The organism is Streptomyces sp. Y2F8-2, from assembly GCF_014905555.1.
GTDB classification, from domain to species: domain Bacteria; phylum Actinomycetota; class Actinomycetes; order Streptomycetales; family Streptomycetaceae; genus Streptomyces; species Streptomyces cynarae.
Genome location: NZ_BNGS01000007.1, coordinates 135,794 through 151,284 on the forward strand (window position 1 = coordinate 135,794; position 15,491 = coordinate 151,284).

Here is a 15,491-nt window from a genome sequence, read left to right on the forward strand (position 1 = left end):
CTGCTCTGGCGTCCGGTTACGGCCGACGGGCCGAGGTGACCCGGTAGACGTCGTAGACGCCCTCCACGCCCCGTACCGCCTTCAGGACGTGGCCCAGGTGCTTCGGGTCCCCCATCTCGAAGGTGAAGCGCGAGGTGGCGACGCGGTCGCGGGACGTCTGGACGGCCGCCGAGAGGATGTTCACGTGCTGGTCGGACAGGACCCGGGTGACGTCCGAGAGCAGCCGCGAGCGGTCCAGCGCCTCCACCTGGATGGCGACCAGGAAGACGGAGGACTGGGTGGGCGCCCACTCCACGTCGAGGATGCGCTCCGGCTCGCGCGACAGTGACTCGACGTTGACGCAGTCGCTGCGGTGAACCGATACGCCATTACCACGAGTGACGAATCCGATGATCGGGTCGCCGGGGACGGGCGTACAACAGCGGGCCAGTTTGACCCAGACGTCGTCCACGCCCTTGACGACGACACCCGGATCGCTGCTGGCGCGCCGCTTGCGGCCACGGCCCCGCGACGGCGGAACGGCCTCGTCGATCTCCTCGGTGGCCGCCTCCTCGCCGCCGAGGGCCTGCACCAGCTTCTGCACGACGTTCTGGGCCGCGACATGGCCCTCGCCGATCGCCGCGTACAGGGACGAGATGTCCGGGTAGCGCATCTCGTGGGCGAGGGTGACCAGCGAGTCGCCGGTGAGGATGCGCTGGATCGGCAGGTTCTGCTTGCGCATCGCCCGCGCGATCGCCTCCTTGCCCTGCTCGATCGCCTCGTCGCGCCGCTCCTTGGAGAACCACGCCCGGATCTTGTTGCGGGCACGCGGCGACTTCACGAAGCCGAGCCAGTCGCGGGAGGGGCCCGCGCCGGGTGCCTTGGAGGTGAAGACCTCCACCAAGTCGCCGTTGTCCAGGGTGGATTCCAGCGGTACGAGCCGTCCGTTGACCCGGGCCCCTATCGTCCGGTGGCCTACCTCCGTGTGGACGGCGTAGGCGAAGTCGACCGGGGTGGCGCCGGCCGGCAGCGCTATCACGTCGCCCTTCGGGGTGAAGACGAAGACCTCGTTGCGGGACAGGTCGAAGCGCAGCGACTCCAGGAACTCGCTGGGGTCCTCGGTCTCCTTCTGCCAGTCCAGCAACTGTCGCAGCCACGCCATGTCGTTGATGGCGTCCTTGTCCTTGGCGCTCGAACGCGGCGTGTCCGTACGCACCTTGGAGGCGCCGGCGACGGCCTCCTGCTTGTACTTCCAGTGCGCGGCGATGCCGTACTCGGCGCGGCGGTGCATGTCGAACGTGCGGATCTGCAGTTCGACGGGCTTGCCGTTGGGCCCGATGACCGTCGTGTGCAGCGACTGGTACATGTTGAACTTGGGCATCGCGATGTAGTCCTTGAACCGCCCCGGAACCGGGTTCCAGCGGGCGTGGACCGTGCCCAGTGCCGCGTAGCAGTCGCGGACCGTGTCGACGAGGACGCGGATGCCCACCAGGTCGTAGATCTCCGCGAAGTCACGGCCGCGAACGATCATCTTCTGGTAGACGCTGTAGTAGTGCTTGGGGCGGCCGGTGACGGTCGCCTTGATACGGGCAGCGCGCAGGTCGGCCTGGACCTCGTCGGTGACGACCGCGAGGTATTCGTCGCGCTTGGGGGCGCGCTCGGCGACCAGGCGGACGATCTCGTCGTACATCTTGGGGTAGAGGATCGCGAACGCGAGGTCCTCCAGCTCCCACTTGATGGTGTTCATGCCCAGCCGGTGGGCGAGCGGCGCGTAGATCTCCAGGGTCTCGCGCGCCTTCTTCTCCTGCTTCTCGCGCTTGAGGTAGCGCATGGTGCGCATGTTGTGCAGCCGGTCGGCGAGCTTGATGACCAGGACGCGCGGGTCCTTGGCCATGGCGACGACCATCTTGCGCACGGTCTCGGCCTGCGCGGCCTCGCCGAACTTGACCTTGTCCAGTTTGGTGACGCCGTCGACGAGGAGGGCGACGGTGTCGCCGAAGTCGCGGCGCAGCTGGTCCAGGCCGTACTCGGTGTCCTCCACCGTGTCGTGCAGCAGGCCCGCCATCAGGGTGGCCGGGTCCATGCCGAGCTCGGCGAGGATGGTGGTGACGGCGAGGGGGTGCGTGATGTAAGGGTCGCCGCTCTTGCGTTTCTGGCCGCGGTGCCAGCGCTCGGCGACCTGGTAGGCGCGCTCGATCTGGCGCAGCGTCGAGTTCTCGATCTTCGGGTCGTTGCTGCGCACTATCCGCAGCAGAGGCTCCAGGACCGGGTTGTACGGGTTGGCGCGCTGCACTCCGAGCCGGGCGAGGCGGGCGCGGACGCGGTTGGAGGAGCCGGTGCGGGCGGGCGGGGACGGCGTCGCGCGGACCGCCGGAGTGCGCTCGGGAGGGGCCGGCTTGGGGCGCGGCTGCTCGGCCGCCTGGTCCGCGGGCGCGGACTGGGCGTGCTCCACCGTCCCGCGCGGGGCGTTCTTCGCGCTGCGCGCGGGGGTGGCCGCGGCCTTCGACGCGGGGTCGGGCTTGGCGGCGGTCAGTGGCTGGGCCTCGTCTGGCAAGAGGGCTCCTCGTGCGCGATCCGGGTCCCCCGGTCAGGCTCCGGAGCACCCATGGTAGCGATCCCGGGCTCCGGTCTCGCCCTCAGTCCGCGGGACGGCCTGCTATGGGAGAAACGCACGAGGCGGGCCCCGGATTCCTCCGGGGCCCGCCTCACGGTGTCCTGCGGCCCGACGGGGCCTTGCGCGCGGGTGTACGGCGCGGAACTCAGACCTGGAGCAGTGCCTCCAGCGGGGCGCCGGCCAGGGCCGGCTCCAGCCGGGCACGGCCGCCGAGGAAGCCCAGTTCCATGAGGACCGAGACGCCCGCGACCTCGGCGCCCGCCCGGCGGATGAGCTGCAGCGAGGCCTCGGCGGTGCCGCCGGTGGCGAGGACGTCGTCGACGACCATCACGCGGTCGGTCGCCGACAGGTCCTCGGCGTGCACCTCGATCTCCGCGGAGCCGTACTCCAGGTCGTACGCCTGCCGCAGGGTGGCTCCGGGCAGCTTGCCCGCCTTGCGTACGGGGACGAAGCCGACGCCCGCGCGGACGGCGACCGGGGCGCCGAGGATGAACCCGCGCGCCTCCAGACCGACGATCTTCGTCGCGCCGTGCCGCACGGTCAGCTCCGCCAGCGCGTCGGTGAGCGCGGTGAAGGCCGCCGGGTCCGCGAGCAGCGGGGTGATGTCCTTGAACATCACCCCCGGCTCCGGGTGGTCCGGCACGTCCCGGATACGGCTGAGCAGCAGTGCTTGTATGTCGGTCGTCTCGGTCATCGGCGCTTTCCGGAGGGTCGGCCGCGACCGCGGTTACGGGACGCGGGCTGGCTGCGCGGGCCGACGACCGCCGGTGCGGCGTCCTGCGGCTCTTCGGCGTGGGAGTCGTCCTCGGCCCCTCCGACGGGCCCCGCCTCGGCGGCCTGCGCGCGCTTGGCGAGGACGCGGCGCTTGAGGGCCTTCATCTGCGGCTCGCGCTCCTTGAGGTCGGCGACGAGCGGAGTGGCGATGAAGATCGAGGAGTACGCACCGGCCGCGAGGCCGACGAACAGCGACAGCGAGATGTCGTTGAGCGTGCCCGCACCGAGGAAGCCGCCGCCGATGAACAGCAGGCCCGCCACCGGCAGCAGGGCCACCACCGTGGTGTTGATGGAACGCACCAGGGTGCTGTTGATCGAGCTGTTGGCGACGTCGCTGAAGGTCCAGCGGGTCTGCTTGGTGATGTCCTTCGTCTGCTCCTTGAGGCTGTCGAAGACGACGACCGTGTCGTAGAGCGAGTAACCGAGGATCGTCAGCAGACCGATCACCGTGCCGGACGTGACCTCGAAGCCGACGAGCGCGTAGATGCCGGTGGTGATGGTGATGTCGTGGATCAGTGCGACGAACGCGGCCAGGGCCATACGCCACTCGAAGGCGATCGCCAGGTAGATCACGACCAGCACCATGAAGATCGCCAGGCCCTCCCAGGCCTTGCCGGCGATCTGCTCACCCCAGCTGGGGCCGACCAGGTCGGCGTTGATCTGCTCCGAGGGGACGCTCAGGTCCTTGGCCAGGGTGTCCTTGATCTGGTCGGACTTGCCGGTGTCGATTCCGGCGACCTGGATGCGCAGGCCGCCCGTGCCGAGCTTCTGCACCACGGCGGGATGGCCGGAGGCGTCGTGAGCGTAGGTCTCGGCCTGGGCCACCGAGACACTCGTCTTCGGGGTGGTGAAGACCGCTCCGCCCTGGAACTCGATGCCCATGTTCAGGCCGCGCACCGCCAGGCCGACGATGGCCGTGATGGTGATCAAGATCGAGACGCCGTACCAGATCTTGCGGTTGCCGACGAAGTCGTAACCGACCTCGCCTCGGTGGAGCCGGGCGCCGAGGTTGCCGAGCTTCGACATCTCTCACGCCTCCTTCGGGTCGACGGGGGCGGAGGGACGACGGGTGCGCCGCAGGGGCGGCTTGGCGCCTAGGCGCTTGGGGTCGAGGCCGGACCAGCTGTGGCCGTTCGCGAAGAACGACCGGCGCGCCAGGATCGTCAGCAGCGGCTTGGTGAACAGGAAGACCACCACGACGTCGAGCAGGGTCGTCAGGCCGAGCGTGAACGCGAAGCCCTGGACCTTGCCGACGGTGACGATGAAGAGCACCGCGGCGGCGAGGAAGGACACGAAGTCGGACACCAGGATGGTGCGCCGGGCGCGCGGCCAGCCGCGTTCGACGGCGGGGCGCAGGGAGCGGCCCTCGCGGATCTCGTCCCGGACGCGTTCGAAGTACACGATGAACGAGTCCGCGGTGATGCCGATCGCGACGATGGCGCCGCACACGGCGGGCAGGTTCAGCGCGAAGCCGATGGTCGGGCCGAGCAGCGACATGATCACGTAAGTGAGGATCGCGGACACCGCGAGGGACGCGACGGCGATGGCCGCGAGGCCGCGGTAGTAGACGACCAGGTAGATCACGACGAGAGCAAGGCCGATGGCGCCCGCGATCAGACCGGCGTGCAGCTGCTCACCGCCGAGCGCGGCGGTCACGGTGGTGACGCTCGACTCCTTGAAGGTGAGCGGGAGCGCGCCGTACGACAGCATGTTGGACAGACTCTGGGCGTCCTCCTGGGTGAAGCTGCCGGAGATCTCCGCGTTGCCGCCGGTGATGGCCGTCTGGACGTACGGGTGGGAGACGACCTCGTCGTCCAGGACGATCGCGAACTCGTTCTGCGGGGTCGTCTTCTGCGACAGCTGACCGGTGATGTCGGCGAACTTCTTGGCGCCGCTGGAGTTGAAGGTCATCTGGACCTGCCAGCCGGCGGCACCCTGCGTGTCGTAGACGGCCTGGGCCTTCTTGACCTCCGTGCCGTCGACCGCGACCGGGCCGAGCAGGAACTTGTTCCAGACGTTGCCGTCCTTGCCGCAGGCGACGGTGGGCTCGCCCGTCTTGGCGCCCTTGCCGGCCGTGGCGCGCTGCTCCGGCTTGCTGCAGTCGAGGGCGGCGTACTGGGCCTGGAGCCCCGCCGCGCCACCGGAGGCGGACCCGGCACTCGAGGAGGGCGAGGCGCTCGCGGAGGGCTTGGTGGAGGCGGCTGCGGACGCGGAGCTCTTGGCGGACGGCGTGGAGGTCGCCTTCAGCGCGTCCGTGACGGGGCGGCCCTGCGAGGTGGCGGAGGGCGTCGGGCCGGCGGAGCCGGACGTCGCCTTGCTCTTGCTCGCCGAGCTCGACGGGCTGGGCGAGGCGCTGCCGCCCGCGCTGGAGCTGGGGCTGGGGCTCGCCGAGGCGCCGGTGCCGGAGGCGTCGCGCTGCAGGACCGGACGGAAGTACAGCTTGGCGGTGGTGCCGACCTGTTCCCGGGCCTCCTTGGAGTTCGTGCCCCGGGGGATGTTGACGATGATGTTGCGGTCGCCCTGGGTCTGCACCTCCGCCTCGGACACGCCCAGACCGTTGACCCGTCGGTTCATGATCTCGACCGCGGTGTCCATGTTGGTCTTGTTGATCGCGTTGGGCTGACCGGGCTCGTTGACCGCCGTCAGCGTGATGCTGGTGCCGCCGGCGAGGTCGATGCCGAGACGCGGAGTGGTGTGTCCGGAGGCGAACATTCCCCCGGTGAGCGCCGCGATGGCGATCAGGATGAGGGCCAGCGAGCGCCCTGGCTTGCTCTGGGCGCTCGCGCTCCGGCCCTTCTTCGGTGCTGCCACCTTCTCGTACTCCCTCTCGAGCCGCCGCGCGCGGGGTCAGCGTACGGGCGGCCATGCCATTGTGTGGGGATTCCCCGCGAAAACCGCACAGCCCGGGCCGGGACGCGCCGATCACGCGCCCTGGCCCGGGATGCGGTCACTTCGCGTCGGAGTCGCCGTCGGTCTTCTTCGGCTCTGCTGCGTCGGCCTTGGCGTCGGTTTCGTCGGCCTTGGCGTCGGTCGCGGCGTCCGCGTCCTTCTTGCCGAGGTCGACCTTGTCGTCGGCAGGGCCCGAAGAGGCGTCGGCGGCGGGCTCGTCGGTCTCGGTGAGGGAGGAGGCGTCGTCCGGCACGACGGCGGCGTCGGCCTTCAGGTCGTGCTCGATGCCGTGGACGATGCGGTTGTACTCGTCGTCGGTCAGGACGGCGCCGATCGCGTTCTTCGCGAAGAGCAGCTCAACGCCCGGGCCCGCGTCAAGGAGGACCGTGTCGTCGTTGACCTCCTTGACCGTCGCGTACATGCCCCCGATCGTGCGGACGCCGCTGCCGGGCTGCATGTCGTTGCGCATTTGCGCGGCCTGCTGCTGCTTGCGCTTGGCCGAGCGGGTCATCAGGAACATGGCCCCGATGAGCACGATGAACGGGAGGAGGGTCACGATATTCACGGGACGGAATTTCCTTCGCACGACCGCTCGATCGGCGGCCTGGTGGATGGGGGTGTGATGGGCGCCGCCCGCGAGGGCGGCATCGGCGGAGTCTAAGCGAGTCCGCACGCAAGGAACAACGCTCAGCATGGCACCCGGGTTCCTGCTGGTGCGAGTTCCGCGCCGTCACGCCCCGAACAGGTCCTGTTGTCCGTTTCCCCCGGTCGTCCCGCGTGGCGCGGTCAGTCCGAGGTGCGCCCAGGCGGCCGGTGTCGCCACCCGTCCGCGCGGGGTCCGGGCGAGCAGGCCCTCCCTGACCAGGAACGGTTCGGCGACCTCCTCCACGGTCTCACGCTCCTCCCCCACGGCGACGGCGAGTGTGGACAGGCCGACGGGGCCGCCGCCGAACAACTTCAGCAGGGCCTCGAGGACGGCCCGGTCGAGGCGGTCGAGGCCGCGCGCGTCGACCTCGTAGACGGCGAGGGCCGCCGCCGCGATCTCACGGGTGATCACTCCGTCGGCCTTGACCTGGGCGTAGTCCCGCACGCGTCGCAGCAGCCGGTTGGCGATACGCGGGGTGCCACGGGAGCGTCCGGCGATCTCGGCGGCGCCCTGGGGGTCGATCTCCACGTCGAGCAGGCCCGCCGAGCGGTGGATGACGCGCTCCAGCTCGGCGGGCTCGTAGAACTCCATGTGGGCGGTGAAGCCGAAGCGGTCGCGCAGCGGTGGCGGCAGCAGGCCCGCGCGGGTGGTGGCGCCGACCAGCGTGAACGGCGGCAGTTCCAGCGGGATGGCGGTGGCGCCGGGGCCCTTGCCGACGATCACGTCGACGCGGAAGTCCTCCATCGCCATGTAGAGCATCTCCTCCGCGGGCCTCGACATGCGGTGGATCTCGTCGAGGAAGAGGACCTCACCCTCCTGCAGGGAGGAGAGGATCGCGGCCAGGTCGCCGGCGTGCTGGATGGCGGGGCCGCTGGTGATGCGGATGGGGGCGCCCATCTCGGCCGCGATGATCATCGACAGGGTCGTCTTGCCGAGGCCGGGTGCGCCGGACAGCAGCACGTGGTCGGCGGTGGCACCCCGCGCGCGTGCCGCGCGCAGCACCAGGTCGAGCTGCTCCCTGACCTTCTCCTGGCCGATGAACTCGCCCAGGTCCTTGGGGCGCAGGGCGGCCTCGACGGCCTGGTCCTCACGGTCGGCGACAGAGCCCACCAGCCGCTCGGGGGCGGAAGTGTCGGTCGTGTCGTCCCAGTTCACTTGACGTCTCCTGGCTCAGCGGGCTCGGTTCAGGGTCTGCAGGGCCGCCTTGAGGAGGGCACCCACCTGGGGTGTACCCCCGGCGGCCTCGGCCTGCGGGGCGACCGCGGCGACCGCCTCCTCGGCCTCCCGGGTCGCGTACCCGAGGCCGACCAGGGCGGCGTGCAGCTGGTCGCGCCAGCCGGAGGCGGCGGGTGCTGCGGCCGTGGGGGCGCCGACGGGTTCGCCCAGGCGGTCCTTCAGCTCCAGGAGCAGCTTCTGGGCGCCCTTCTTGCCGATGCCGGGGACCGCGACGAGCGCCTTCTCGTCACCGGTCGCCACGGCGCGGCGCAGGGCGTCCGGGGAGTGCACGGCCAGCATGGACTGCGCCAGGCGCGGCCCGACACCGCTCGCGGTCTGCAGCAGCTCGAAGACCTGGCGCTCGTCGTCGTCCGCGAAGCCGTACAGGGTCAGCGAGTCCTCCCGGACGACCAGGGAGGTCGCGAGCTTCGTCTGCTGGCCGAGGCGGAGCCCGGAGAGCGTGTTCGGCGTGCACTGGACGGCGATGCCGATGCCGCCCACCTCGACCACCGCGGAGTCCGGGGCGAGGGCGGCGACCGGGCCGCTGACGAAGGCGATCATGCGGTACGGCCTTTCGTTACGTGCTTCGATGCGTGCAGGGCGACGGCCTGCTGGAGCCGGTTCTGCGCGGGGGCGCGCCAGATGTGGCAGATGGCGAGGGCGAGGGCGTCGGCGGCGTCTGCGGGCTTGGGCGGTGCGTCCAGCCGGAGCAGTCGTGTGACCATCGCGCCTACCTGCGCCTTGTCGGCACGTCCGGTGCCGGTGACGGCCGCCTTGACCTCGCTCGGGGTGTGCAGGGCGACGGGGATGCCGCGGCGGGCCGCGCACAGCATGGCGACGGCGCTGGCCTGGGCGGTGCCCATCACCGTCCGCACATTGTGCTGGCTGAAGACGCGCTCGACGGCGACGAACTCGGGTCGGTGCTCGTCCAGCCACTGCTCGATGCCCTGCTCGACGGCGACGAGGCGGTGGCCGAGGTCGGCGTCCACGGGCGTTCGCACGACACCGACGCCGAGCATGGTGAGCGTGCGCCCGGGCACGCCCTCGACCACCCCGACACCACACCGCGTCAGCCCCGGGTCCACCCCCAGCACGCGCACGCGCGCCCCCTCCCCTTCTTCGCGGCTGAACCGCCGCCGCTCTCGCGGACCTGGCTGAACACCGTCGGGGTCCCTCGATCGATGGTTGCGGTCCGTGGACGGTGATCTCTGTCTGACGCCAGGCTATCCGGCGGCACCGACAACGACCCGCAAAGCGACGGGCCGACGGGAGTGTCCCGTCGGCCCGTGAGCCCAGCGACTGCGTTACGCGCCGACCTTCTCCATGATGTCGTCGCTGACGTCGAAGTTCGCGAAGACGTTCTGCACGTCGTCGCTGTCCTCGAGCGCGTCGATCAGCTTGAAGATCTTCTTGGCGCCCTCCTCGTCCAGCTGGACCTGCATGGTCGGGACGAAGTTGGCCTCGGCGGAGTCGTAGTCGATCCCGGCGTCCTGCAGGGCCTTGCGGACCGCGACCAGGTCGGTGGCCTCGCTGATGACCTCGAAGGACTCGCCCAGGTCGTTGACCTCCTCGGCGCCCGCGTCGAGCACGGCGCCCAGGACGTCGTCCTCGGTCAGCTCGCCCTTGGGGACGATCACGACGCCCTTGCGGTTGAACAGGTACGAGACCGAGCCCGGGTCCGCCATGGAGCCGCCGTTGCGGGTCATGGCCACGCGCACGTCGGAGGCGGCACGGTTGCGGTTGTCGGTGAGGCACTCGATGAGCACCGCGACACCGTTCGGACCGTAGCCCTCGTACATGATCGTCTCGTAGTCGGCACCGCCGGCCTCGAGCCCCGCGCCACGCTTGACGGCGGAGTCGATGTTCTTGTTCGGGACCGACGACTTCTTCGCCTTCTGGATGGCGTCGTAGAGAGTCGGGTTGCCGTCGGGGTCCGCGCCGCCCGTCCGGGCCGCCACCTCGATGTTCTTGATCAGCTTCGCGAAGAGCTTGCCGCGCTTGGCGTCGATCACGGCCTTCTTGTGCTTCGTCGTGGCCCATTTAGAGTGGCCGGACATCTGCCTGTCTCCTTCGCGTAACCCATCTCTGCAACGAACTCCCCCAGACCTTAACGGCTGTGGGGACCCCCAGAGATCCTACAAGGACTCCGGTACCCGATGGGCGCGCACCATGTCGACGAACAGGGCGTGCACACGGTGGTCGCCGGTGAGCTCCGGGTGGAACGACGTGGCGAGTGCGTTGCCCTGGCGTACGGCGACGATGTGGCCCTCGTGCTCGGCGAGCACCTCGGCGCCCGCGCCGACGGACTCGACCCAGGGGGCGCGGATGAAGACGCCCTCTACAGGATCGCCCTCGACGCCCTTGACGTCGACGGCCGCCTCGAAGGACTCGTTCTGCCGTCCGAAGGCGTTCCGGCGCACGATCATGTCGATGCCGCCGACGGTCTCCTGGCCGGAGCGCGGGTCGAGGATCTTGTCCGCGAGCATGATCATGCCCGCACAGGTGCCGTAGACGGGCATGCCGCCGCGCACGCGCGCGCGGAGGGGTTCCATCACTCCGAAGAGGACGGCCAGCTTGGAGATGGTGGTGGACTCGCCGCCGGGGAGGACGAGGCCGTCGACCTCGGCGAGCTCTTCGGGGCGCCGCACCGGCCTGGCCACGGCGTCGGCCGCGGCCAGGGCGATGAGATGCTCCCGTACGTCGCCCTGGAGGGCCAGGACGCCTATGACGGGTGCGTCAGTCATGTGTTCGTGCAGTCCTCGTGCTGTTCCTGCGGTGACTTACCAGCCGCGGTTGGCGTAGCGCTCGGTCTCGGGGAGGGTGTCGCAGTTGATGCCGACCATGGCCTCGCCGAGGTTGCGGGACGCGTCCGCGATGATCTTGGGGTCGTCGTAGAAGGTGGTGGCCTTCACGATGGCGGCGGCGCGCTTGGCCGGGTCGCCGGACTTGAAGATGCCGGAGCCGACGAAGACGCCCTCGGCGCCGAGCTGGCGCATCAGCGCCGCGTCGGCCGGGGTGGCGACGCCACCGGCGGAGAACAGCACGACCGGGAGCTTGCCCAGCTCGGCGACCTCCTTGACCAGCTCGTACGGGGCGCGCAGCTCCTTGGCCGCGGCGTACAGCTCGTGGTTGTCGAAGCCGCGCAGCTTGGCGATCTCGTTCTTGATCTGGCGCAGGTGGCGGACGGCCTCGACGACGTTGCCGGTGCCGGCCTCGCCCTTGGAGCGGATCATCGCGGCGCCCTCGGCGATACGGCGCAGGGCCTCGCCGAGGTTGGTGGCGCCGCAGACGAAGGGGGTGGTGAAGGCCCACTTGTCGGAGTGGTTGACCTCGTCGGCGGGGGTGAGGACCTCGGACTCGTCGATGTAGTCGACGCCGAGGGACTGCAGGACCTGGGCCTCGACGAAGTGGCCGATGCGGGACTTGGCCATGACCGGGATGGAGACGGCGTCGATGATGCCCTCGATCATGTCCGGGTCGGACATGCGGGCCACGCCCCCGTCCTTGCGGATGTCGGCCGGGACTCGCTCCAGAGCCATGACGGCGACGGCGCCCGCGTCCTCGGCGATCTTCGCCTGCTCCGGCGTGACGACGTCCATGATCACGCCGCCCTTGAGCTGCTCGGCCATGCCGCGCTTGACGCGGGCGGTGCCGGTCTCGGGGGTCTGGGGGGTGGAGAGCTCGCTGGACACGGGTTTCGACCTCACTCGGAAAAAGAGGGATTTCTGCTGGACCGAGGAAACGGGACCAGTGCAGGCCACGGCAAGGGCCAATGGGGAGCCGGTGGATCGTTTTGCGCCGTGGCGCGAAACGACGGTGGCAGGCCGACGATGGCAGGCCGACGGTGTCAGGCCGTCGACCGGTCCGTCAGTGCCGCCGGGGGCTCGTCGTCCATTTCGAACGCCATGGGGAAGGGGGCGTGCCCGGCGAGGCGGAACCAGCGCACCTTGCGGTGCCGGCGCAGAGCCCGTGCCGCGCGTACGGCGTCGTTGTGGAAACGGCGGGCCATCGGCACGCGGCGCACCGCCTCGGTCAGCTCCCGTGCGGCTGCCTCCCCGCCGGGCGCCTCGCGCACCGCCTCGACCTGCTGCGCCTCCGCGAACACGGCCCGCAGCGCCTGGCTCAGCTCGCTCTCGGCGACCTCCCGCTGCTCCTCCTCGGCCTGCCGGGCCGCGTGTGCGGCCTCGTACAGGACGATCGACGCGGCCGGGTCGAGCACTCCGGAGGTGGCCAGTTCCTGGGCGACCGAGGCCCGCCGCAGCAGCTGCGCGTCGAGCGCGGCGCGCGCCGCGTCGATCCGGGCGTGCAGCCGGTCGAGTCGCCCCGCGGTCCAGCTCAGATAGAGGCCGATCGCGACGAGGGCGACAAGGATCCAGATGAGGGTTGCGGTCACGGGCGAAGGTTATCGGCCCGCGTTCTGCGCTCCCTCGGCTCCCTCAGGCCCGACGGAACCGGGCCCGGCGGCCGGCGCTCAGTCCCGTGCCAGGCCCAACCGCGCCCGCAGCCCCGTGCGCTCGTCCGCCGCCACCGCTGCCGCGCCCGCCGTCACCGTCTCGTAGACCGACAGGATGTCCGCGCCGACCGTCGACCAGTCGAAGCGCCGCACGTGGGCGCTTCCCCGGGCACGCAGTTCGGCTCGGCGGTCCGCGTCGTTCAGCAGGCGTACCGCGGCGTCGGCGAGGGCGTCGGCGTCCTCGTTGGCGAACAGCTCGCCGGCCGCTCCCTGGTCCAGGACCTGCGCGAAGGCGTCCAGGTCGGAGGCGAGGACCGGGGCGCCCGCCGACATGGCCTCGACGAGGATGATGCCGAAGCTCTCGCCGCCGGTGTTGGGCGCCACGTACAGGTCGACGCTGCGCAGCAGGCGCGCCTTGTCCTCGTCGCTGATCATGCCGAGGAACTCCACGCGCGAGCGCAGCTTCGCGGGGAGCGTCTCGACCGCCTCCTCCTCGTCACCCCGGCCCGCGATCAGCAGTCGTGTCTGCGGCCGGGCGGCAAGGATCTTCGGCAGGGCCTTCATGAGGACCGGCAGGCCTTTGCGGGGTTCGTCGATGCGCCCGATGAAACCGATCGTGTCCCCCTGCCACTCGGGCCTGGGCTCGGCCTTCGCGAAGAAGTCGACGTCCACGCCGTTCGGGATCACCACCGCGTCGCCGCCCAGATGTTCGACGAGGGTCCGCCGCGCGTACTCGCTCACCGCGATCCGCGCGCTGATCTTCTCCAGGGCCGCCTGGAGGATCGCGTACGCGGCGATCATGGCCCGGGAGCGCGGGTTCGACGTGTGGAAGGTCGCCACGATCGGGCCCTGTGCCGCCCAGCAGGCCAACAGGCCCAGGGACGGCGAGGCGGGCTCGTGGATGTGGATCACGTCGAACGCGCCGTCGTGCAGCCAGCGCCGCACCCGCGCGGCGCTCAGGAAGCCGAAGTTCAGACGCGCCACCGAGCCGTTGTACGGCACCGGGACGGCACGCCCGGCCGAGACGACGTACGGCGGCAGCGGGGTGTCGTCGTCGGCGGGGGCGAGGACGGACACCTCGTGCCCGAGGCGGATGAAGTACTCGGCCAGATCGCGGATGTGGAACTGGACGCCGCCCGGCACGTCCCAGGAGTACGGGCAGACGATGCCGATCCTCACGGCGTGCCCTTCCCGGGGTCCCTGCTCGGGTCCAGGTCGGCGAGCCACAACCGCTGCAGCATGTGCCAGTCCTCCGGATGCTCGGCGATCCCCGTGGCGAAGGCGTCGGCCAGCGCCTGTGTCATGACAGACGTCTTCTCGGCCCGGCTACCTGACCGGGGTACCTCGATCGGGGGATGCACTCGGCCCTGCATGACGGGCGAGTCGTCGTACCAGAGCGTCACCGGCAGCAGCAGCGCGCCCGTCTGCTGGGCGAGCAGGGCCGGTCCCGCCGGCATCCGGGCCGTCTCGCCGAAGAAGGTGACCTCGACGCCGGAGGCGGACAGGTCCCGGTCGGCGACCAGGCAGACCAGTCCCCCGTCGCGCAGCCGCCGGGCCAGGGTGCCGAACGCGGAGCCGCCGCTGTGCGGCAGCACCTCCATGCCCAGGCCCTCGCGGTAGGCGACGAACCGGTCGTAGAGCGTCTCCGGCTTGAGCCGCTCGGCGACCGTGGTGAACGGCGTGCGCAGCTCGGTGGTGACCCAGGCTCCTGCCAGGTCCCAGTTGGCCAGGTGCGGCAGCGCGAGCACGACGCCCTTGCCGGCGGCGAGCCCGTCGATGAGGAAGTGCAGGTCCTTGGGGTCGAAGCCGCGCCTTATGCGCTCCGGGCTCCACACGGGCAGCCGGAACGACTCCATCCAGTAGCGCAGGTACGACCGCATGCCCGCCCGCGTCAGCTCGGCGAGCCGCTCCGGGGTCGCGTCGGGCACCACGCGCGCGTAGTTGCTCTCGAGCCGTCGTACACCCTTGCCGCGCTGTTTCCAGGCGAGGTCGGCGATGGTGCGGCCGAGCCGGGTGGCGACGGGTTCGGGCAGCGTCTTCACCGTGCTCCAGCCGAGGCCGTAGAGCCCGTCCGTGAGCCGTTCCTGGAGGCTGGTCATGCCGCCGCCCCGCTCCTCTTCCCGCGGCCCCCGCCGCTCACTTGGCCGCCTCGCTGCCGTGCGAGGTGCTCTCGTCGTTCTGCGCGGCCGCGGCGGCGTCCGCCTCGGCGGACTCCCGGCGCACGGTGACGACCCGTTGGATCAGCGTCACCAGGCTGCCGACGGCGACGATCCACAGCGCGATCGGCAGCAGCCACTGGATGCCGGGCACGCCGAACTTGTGCAGGCCCGCGAAACCGGCGGCGACCAGGGAGATCACCAGGCGTTCTGCGCGCTCCACGAGGCCGTTGACCGCCACGGGCAGCCCGATCGACTCGCCGCGGGCCTTGGTGTACGACACCACCTGGCCGCTGGCCAGACAGAAGATCGACACCGCGCACAGGACGTTGTCGTCGCCGTTGCCCGCGTACCACAGGGCGAAGCCGCCGAAGATCGCACCGTCGGCGACCCGGTCGAGCGTGGAGTCCAGGAAGGCGCCCCAACGGCTGGAACGGCCCAGCTGGCGGGCCATGTTGCCGTCGACGAGGTCCGAGAAGACGAACAGCGTGATGACGACCGTGCCCCAGAAGAACTCGCCCCGGGGGTAGAAGACCAGTGCGCCCGCGATCACGCCGGCGGTGCCGATCAGCGTGACCGTGTCGGGGCTGACGCCCCGCCGGATCAGAAACGCGGCGAACGGTGTGAGAACACGCGTGAAGAAAGCACGCGCGTACTTGTTCAGCATGGCCTTCCCGACGGTCGGTGAGCCGCGCGGCCCCTGCTGGCCACCGGCGCGCCCAATCGTAGCCACGCGCGCGTGGGCGCGACGGCCGGGCACCCAAG

15 protein-coding genes are annotated in these 15,491 nt (G+C 70.7%); all 15 read right to left on the reverse strand.

Annotated features, from left to right (window positions below):
* Nucleotides 1-16: 16 nt before the first annotated feature.
* Complete coding sequence (locus SY2F82_RS23805; protein ID WP_200421212.1) at nucleotides 17-2,533, reverse strand: bifunctional (p)ppGpp synthetase/guanosine-3',5'-bis(diphosphate) 3'-pyrophosphohydrolase; 2,517 nt, start codon at nucleotides 2,531-2,533, stop codon at nucleotides 17-19.
* A 205-nt stretch (nucleotides 2,534-2,738) separates the two neighbouring features.
* Entirely contained in the window at nucleotides 2,739-3,287 is a 549-nt protein-coding gene (locus SY2F82_RS23810; protein WP_200421213.1) for an adenine phosphoribosyltransferase, read from the reverse strand.
* Complete coding sequence (secF, locus tag SY2F82_RS23815) at nucleotides 3,284-4,393, reverse strand: protein translocase subunit SecF (RefSeq protein ID WP_200421214.1); 1,110 nt, start codon at nucleotides 4,391-4,393, stop codon at nucleotides 3,284-3,286. The genes SY2F82_RS23810 and secF overlap by 4 nt, the downstream gene beginning before the upstream one ends.
* Nucleotides 4,394-4,396: 3 nt before the next feature.
* The gene (secD, locus tag SY2F82_RS23820; protein ID WP_200421215.1) at nucleotides 4,397-6,178 is read right to left on the reverse strand and encodes a protein translocase subunit SecD; all 1,782 of its coding nucleotides are present in this window, start codon (nucleotides 6,176-6,178) and stop codon (nucleotides 4,397-4,399) included.
* A gap of 136 nt (nucleotides 6,179-6,314) precedes the next feature.
* The gene (gene yajC / locus SY2F82_RS23825) at nucleotides 6,315-6,821 is read right to left on the reverse strand and encodes a preprotein translocase subunit YajC (protein ID WP_200421216.1); all 507 of its coding nucleotides are present in this window, start codon (nucleotides 6,819-6,821) and stop codon (nucleotides 6,315-6,317) included.
* Between the two features lie 165 nt (nucleotides 6,822-6,986).
* The gene (gene ruvB / locus SY2F82_RS23830) at nucleotides 6,987-8,057 is read right to left on the reverse strand and encodes a Holliday junction branch migration DNA helicase RuvB (RefSeq protein WP_200421217.1); all 1,071 of its coding nucleotides are present in this window, start codon (nucleotides 8,055-8,057) and stop codon (nucleotides 6,987-6,989) included.
* Between the two features lie 15 nt (nucleotides 8,058-8,072).
* Nucleotides 8,073-8,678 carry a Holliday junction branch migration protein RuvA gene (gene ruvA, locus SY2F82_RS23835; protein WP_200421218.1) on the reverse strand — a complete coding sequence of 202 codons (606 nt, stop codon included), beginning with the start codon at nucleotides 8,676-8,678 and terminating at the stop codon, nucleotides 8,073-8,075.
* Entirely contained in the window at nucleotides 8,675-9,217 is a 543-nt protein-coding gene (gene ruvC, locus SY2F82_RS23840; protein ID WP_103842631.1) for a crossover junction endodeoxyribonuclease RuvC, read from the reverse strand. The genes ruvA and ruvC overlap by 4 nt, the downstream gene beginning before the upstream one ends.
* A gap of 204 nt (nucleotides 9,218-9,421) precedes the next feature.
* Nucleotides 9,422-10,174 (reverse strand): YebC/PmpR family DNA-binding transcriptional regulator, encoded by a 753-nt coding sequence (locus tag SY2F82_RS23845; RefSeq protein WP_200421219.1) that lies wholly within the window; start codon nucleotides 10,172-10,174, stop codon nucleotides 9,422-9,424.
* Between the two features lie 78 nt (nucleotides 10,175-10,252).
* Nucleotides 10,253-10,861, reverse strand: a complete 609-nt coding sequence (pdxT, locus tag SY2F82_RS23850) for a pyridoxal 5'-phosphate synthase glutaminase subunit PdxT (protein ID WP_200421220.1) — start codon at nucleotides 10,859-10,861, stop codon at nucleotides 10,253-10,255.
* A 36-nt stretch (nucleotides 10,862-10,897) separates the two neighbouring features.
* A complete protein-coding gene (gene pdxS, locus SY2F82_RS23855) occupies nucleotides 10,898-11,809 on the reverse strand; it encodes a pyridoxal 5'-phosphate synthase lyase subunit PdxS (protein WP_200421221.1) in 912 nt (303 codons plus the stop codon).
* A 155-nt stretch (nucleotides 11,810-11,964) separates the two neighbouring features.
* Nucleotides 11,965-12,510: a hypothetical protein gene (locus tag SY2F82_RS23860; RefSeq protein WP_200421222.1), complete on the reverse strand. Its 546-nt coding sequence runs from the start codon at nucleotides 12,508-12,510 to the stop codon at nucleotides 11,965-11,967.
* Nucleotides 12,511-12,588: 78 nt separating this feature from the next.
* Entirely contained in the window at nucleotides 12,589-13,749 is a 1,161-nt protein-coding gene (locus SY2F82_RS23865; RefSeq protein WP_200421223.1) for a glycosyltransferase family 4 protein, read from the reverse strand.
* A complete protein-coding gene (locus SY2F82_RS23870) occupies nucleotides 13,746-14,669 on the reverse strand; it encodes a phosphatidylinositol mannoside acyltransferase (protein ID WP_200421224.1) in 924 nt (307 codons plus the stop codon). The genes SY2F82_RS23865 and SY2F82_RS23870 overlap by 4 nt, the downstream gene beginning before the upstream one ends.
* Before the next feature lie 37 nt (nucleotides 14,670-14,706).
* Entirely contained in the window at nucleotides 14,707-15,393 is a 687-nt protein-coding gene (gene pgsA / locus SY2F82_RS23875; protein WP_200421491.1) for a phosphatidylinositol phosphate synthase, read from the reverse strand.
* Between the last annotated feature and the right edge of the window lie 98 nt (nucleotides 15,394-15,491).

Bases quoted from the DNA above. Each gene is read 5' to 3' on its own strand.
- SY2F82_RS23810 (WP_200421213.1), bottom strand. From the start codon at position 3,287: ATGACCGAGACGACCGACATACAAGCACTGCTGCTCAGCCGTATCCGG.
- secF (WP_200421214.1), bottom strand. From the start codon at position 4,393: ATGTCGAAGCTCGGCAACCTCGGCGCCCGGCTCCACCGAGGCGAGGTC.
- ruvA (WP_200421218.1), bottom strand. From the start codon at position 8,678: ATGATCGCCTTCGTCAGCGGCCCGGTCGCCGCCCTCGCCCCGGACTCC.
- SY2F82_RS23845 (WP_200421219.1), bottom strand. From the start codon at position 10,174: ATGTCCGGCCACTCTAAATGGGCCACGACGAAGCACAAGAAGGCCGTG.
- pdxT (WP_200421220.1), bottom strand. From the start codon at position 10,861: ATGACTGACGCACCCGTCATAGGCGTCCTGGCCCTCCAGGGCGACGTA.
- SY2F82_RS23870 (WP_200421224.1), bottom strand. From the start codon at position 14,669: ATGACCAGCCTCCAGGAACGGCTCACGGACGGGCTCTACGGCCTCGGC.
- pgsA (WP_200421491.1), bottom strand. From the start codon at position 15,393: ATGCTGAACAAGTACGCGCGTGCTTTCTTCACGCGTGTTCTCACACCG.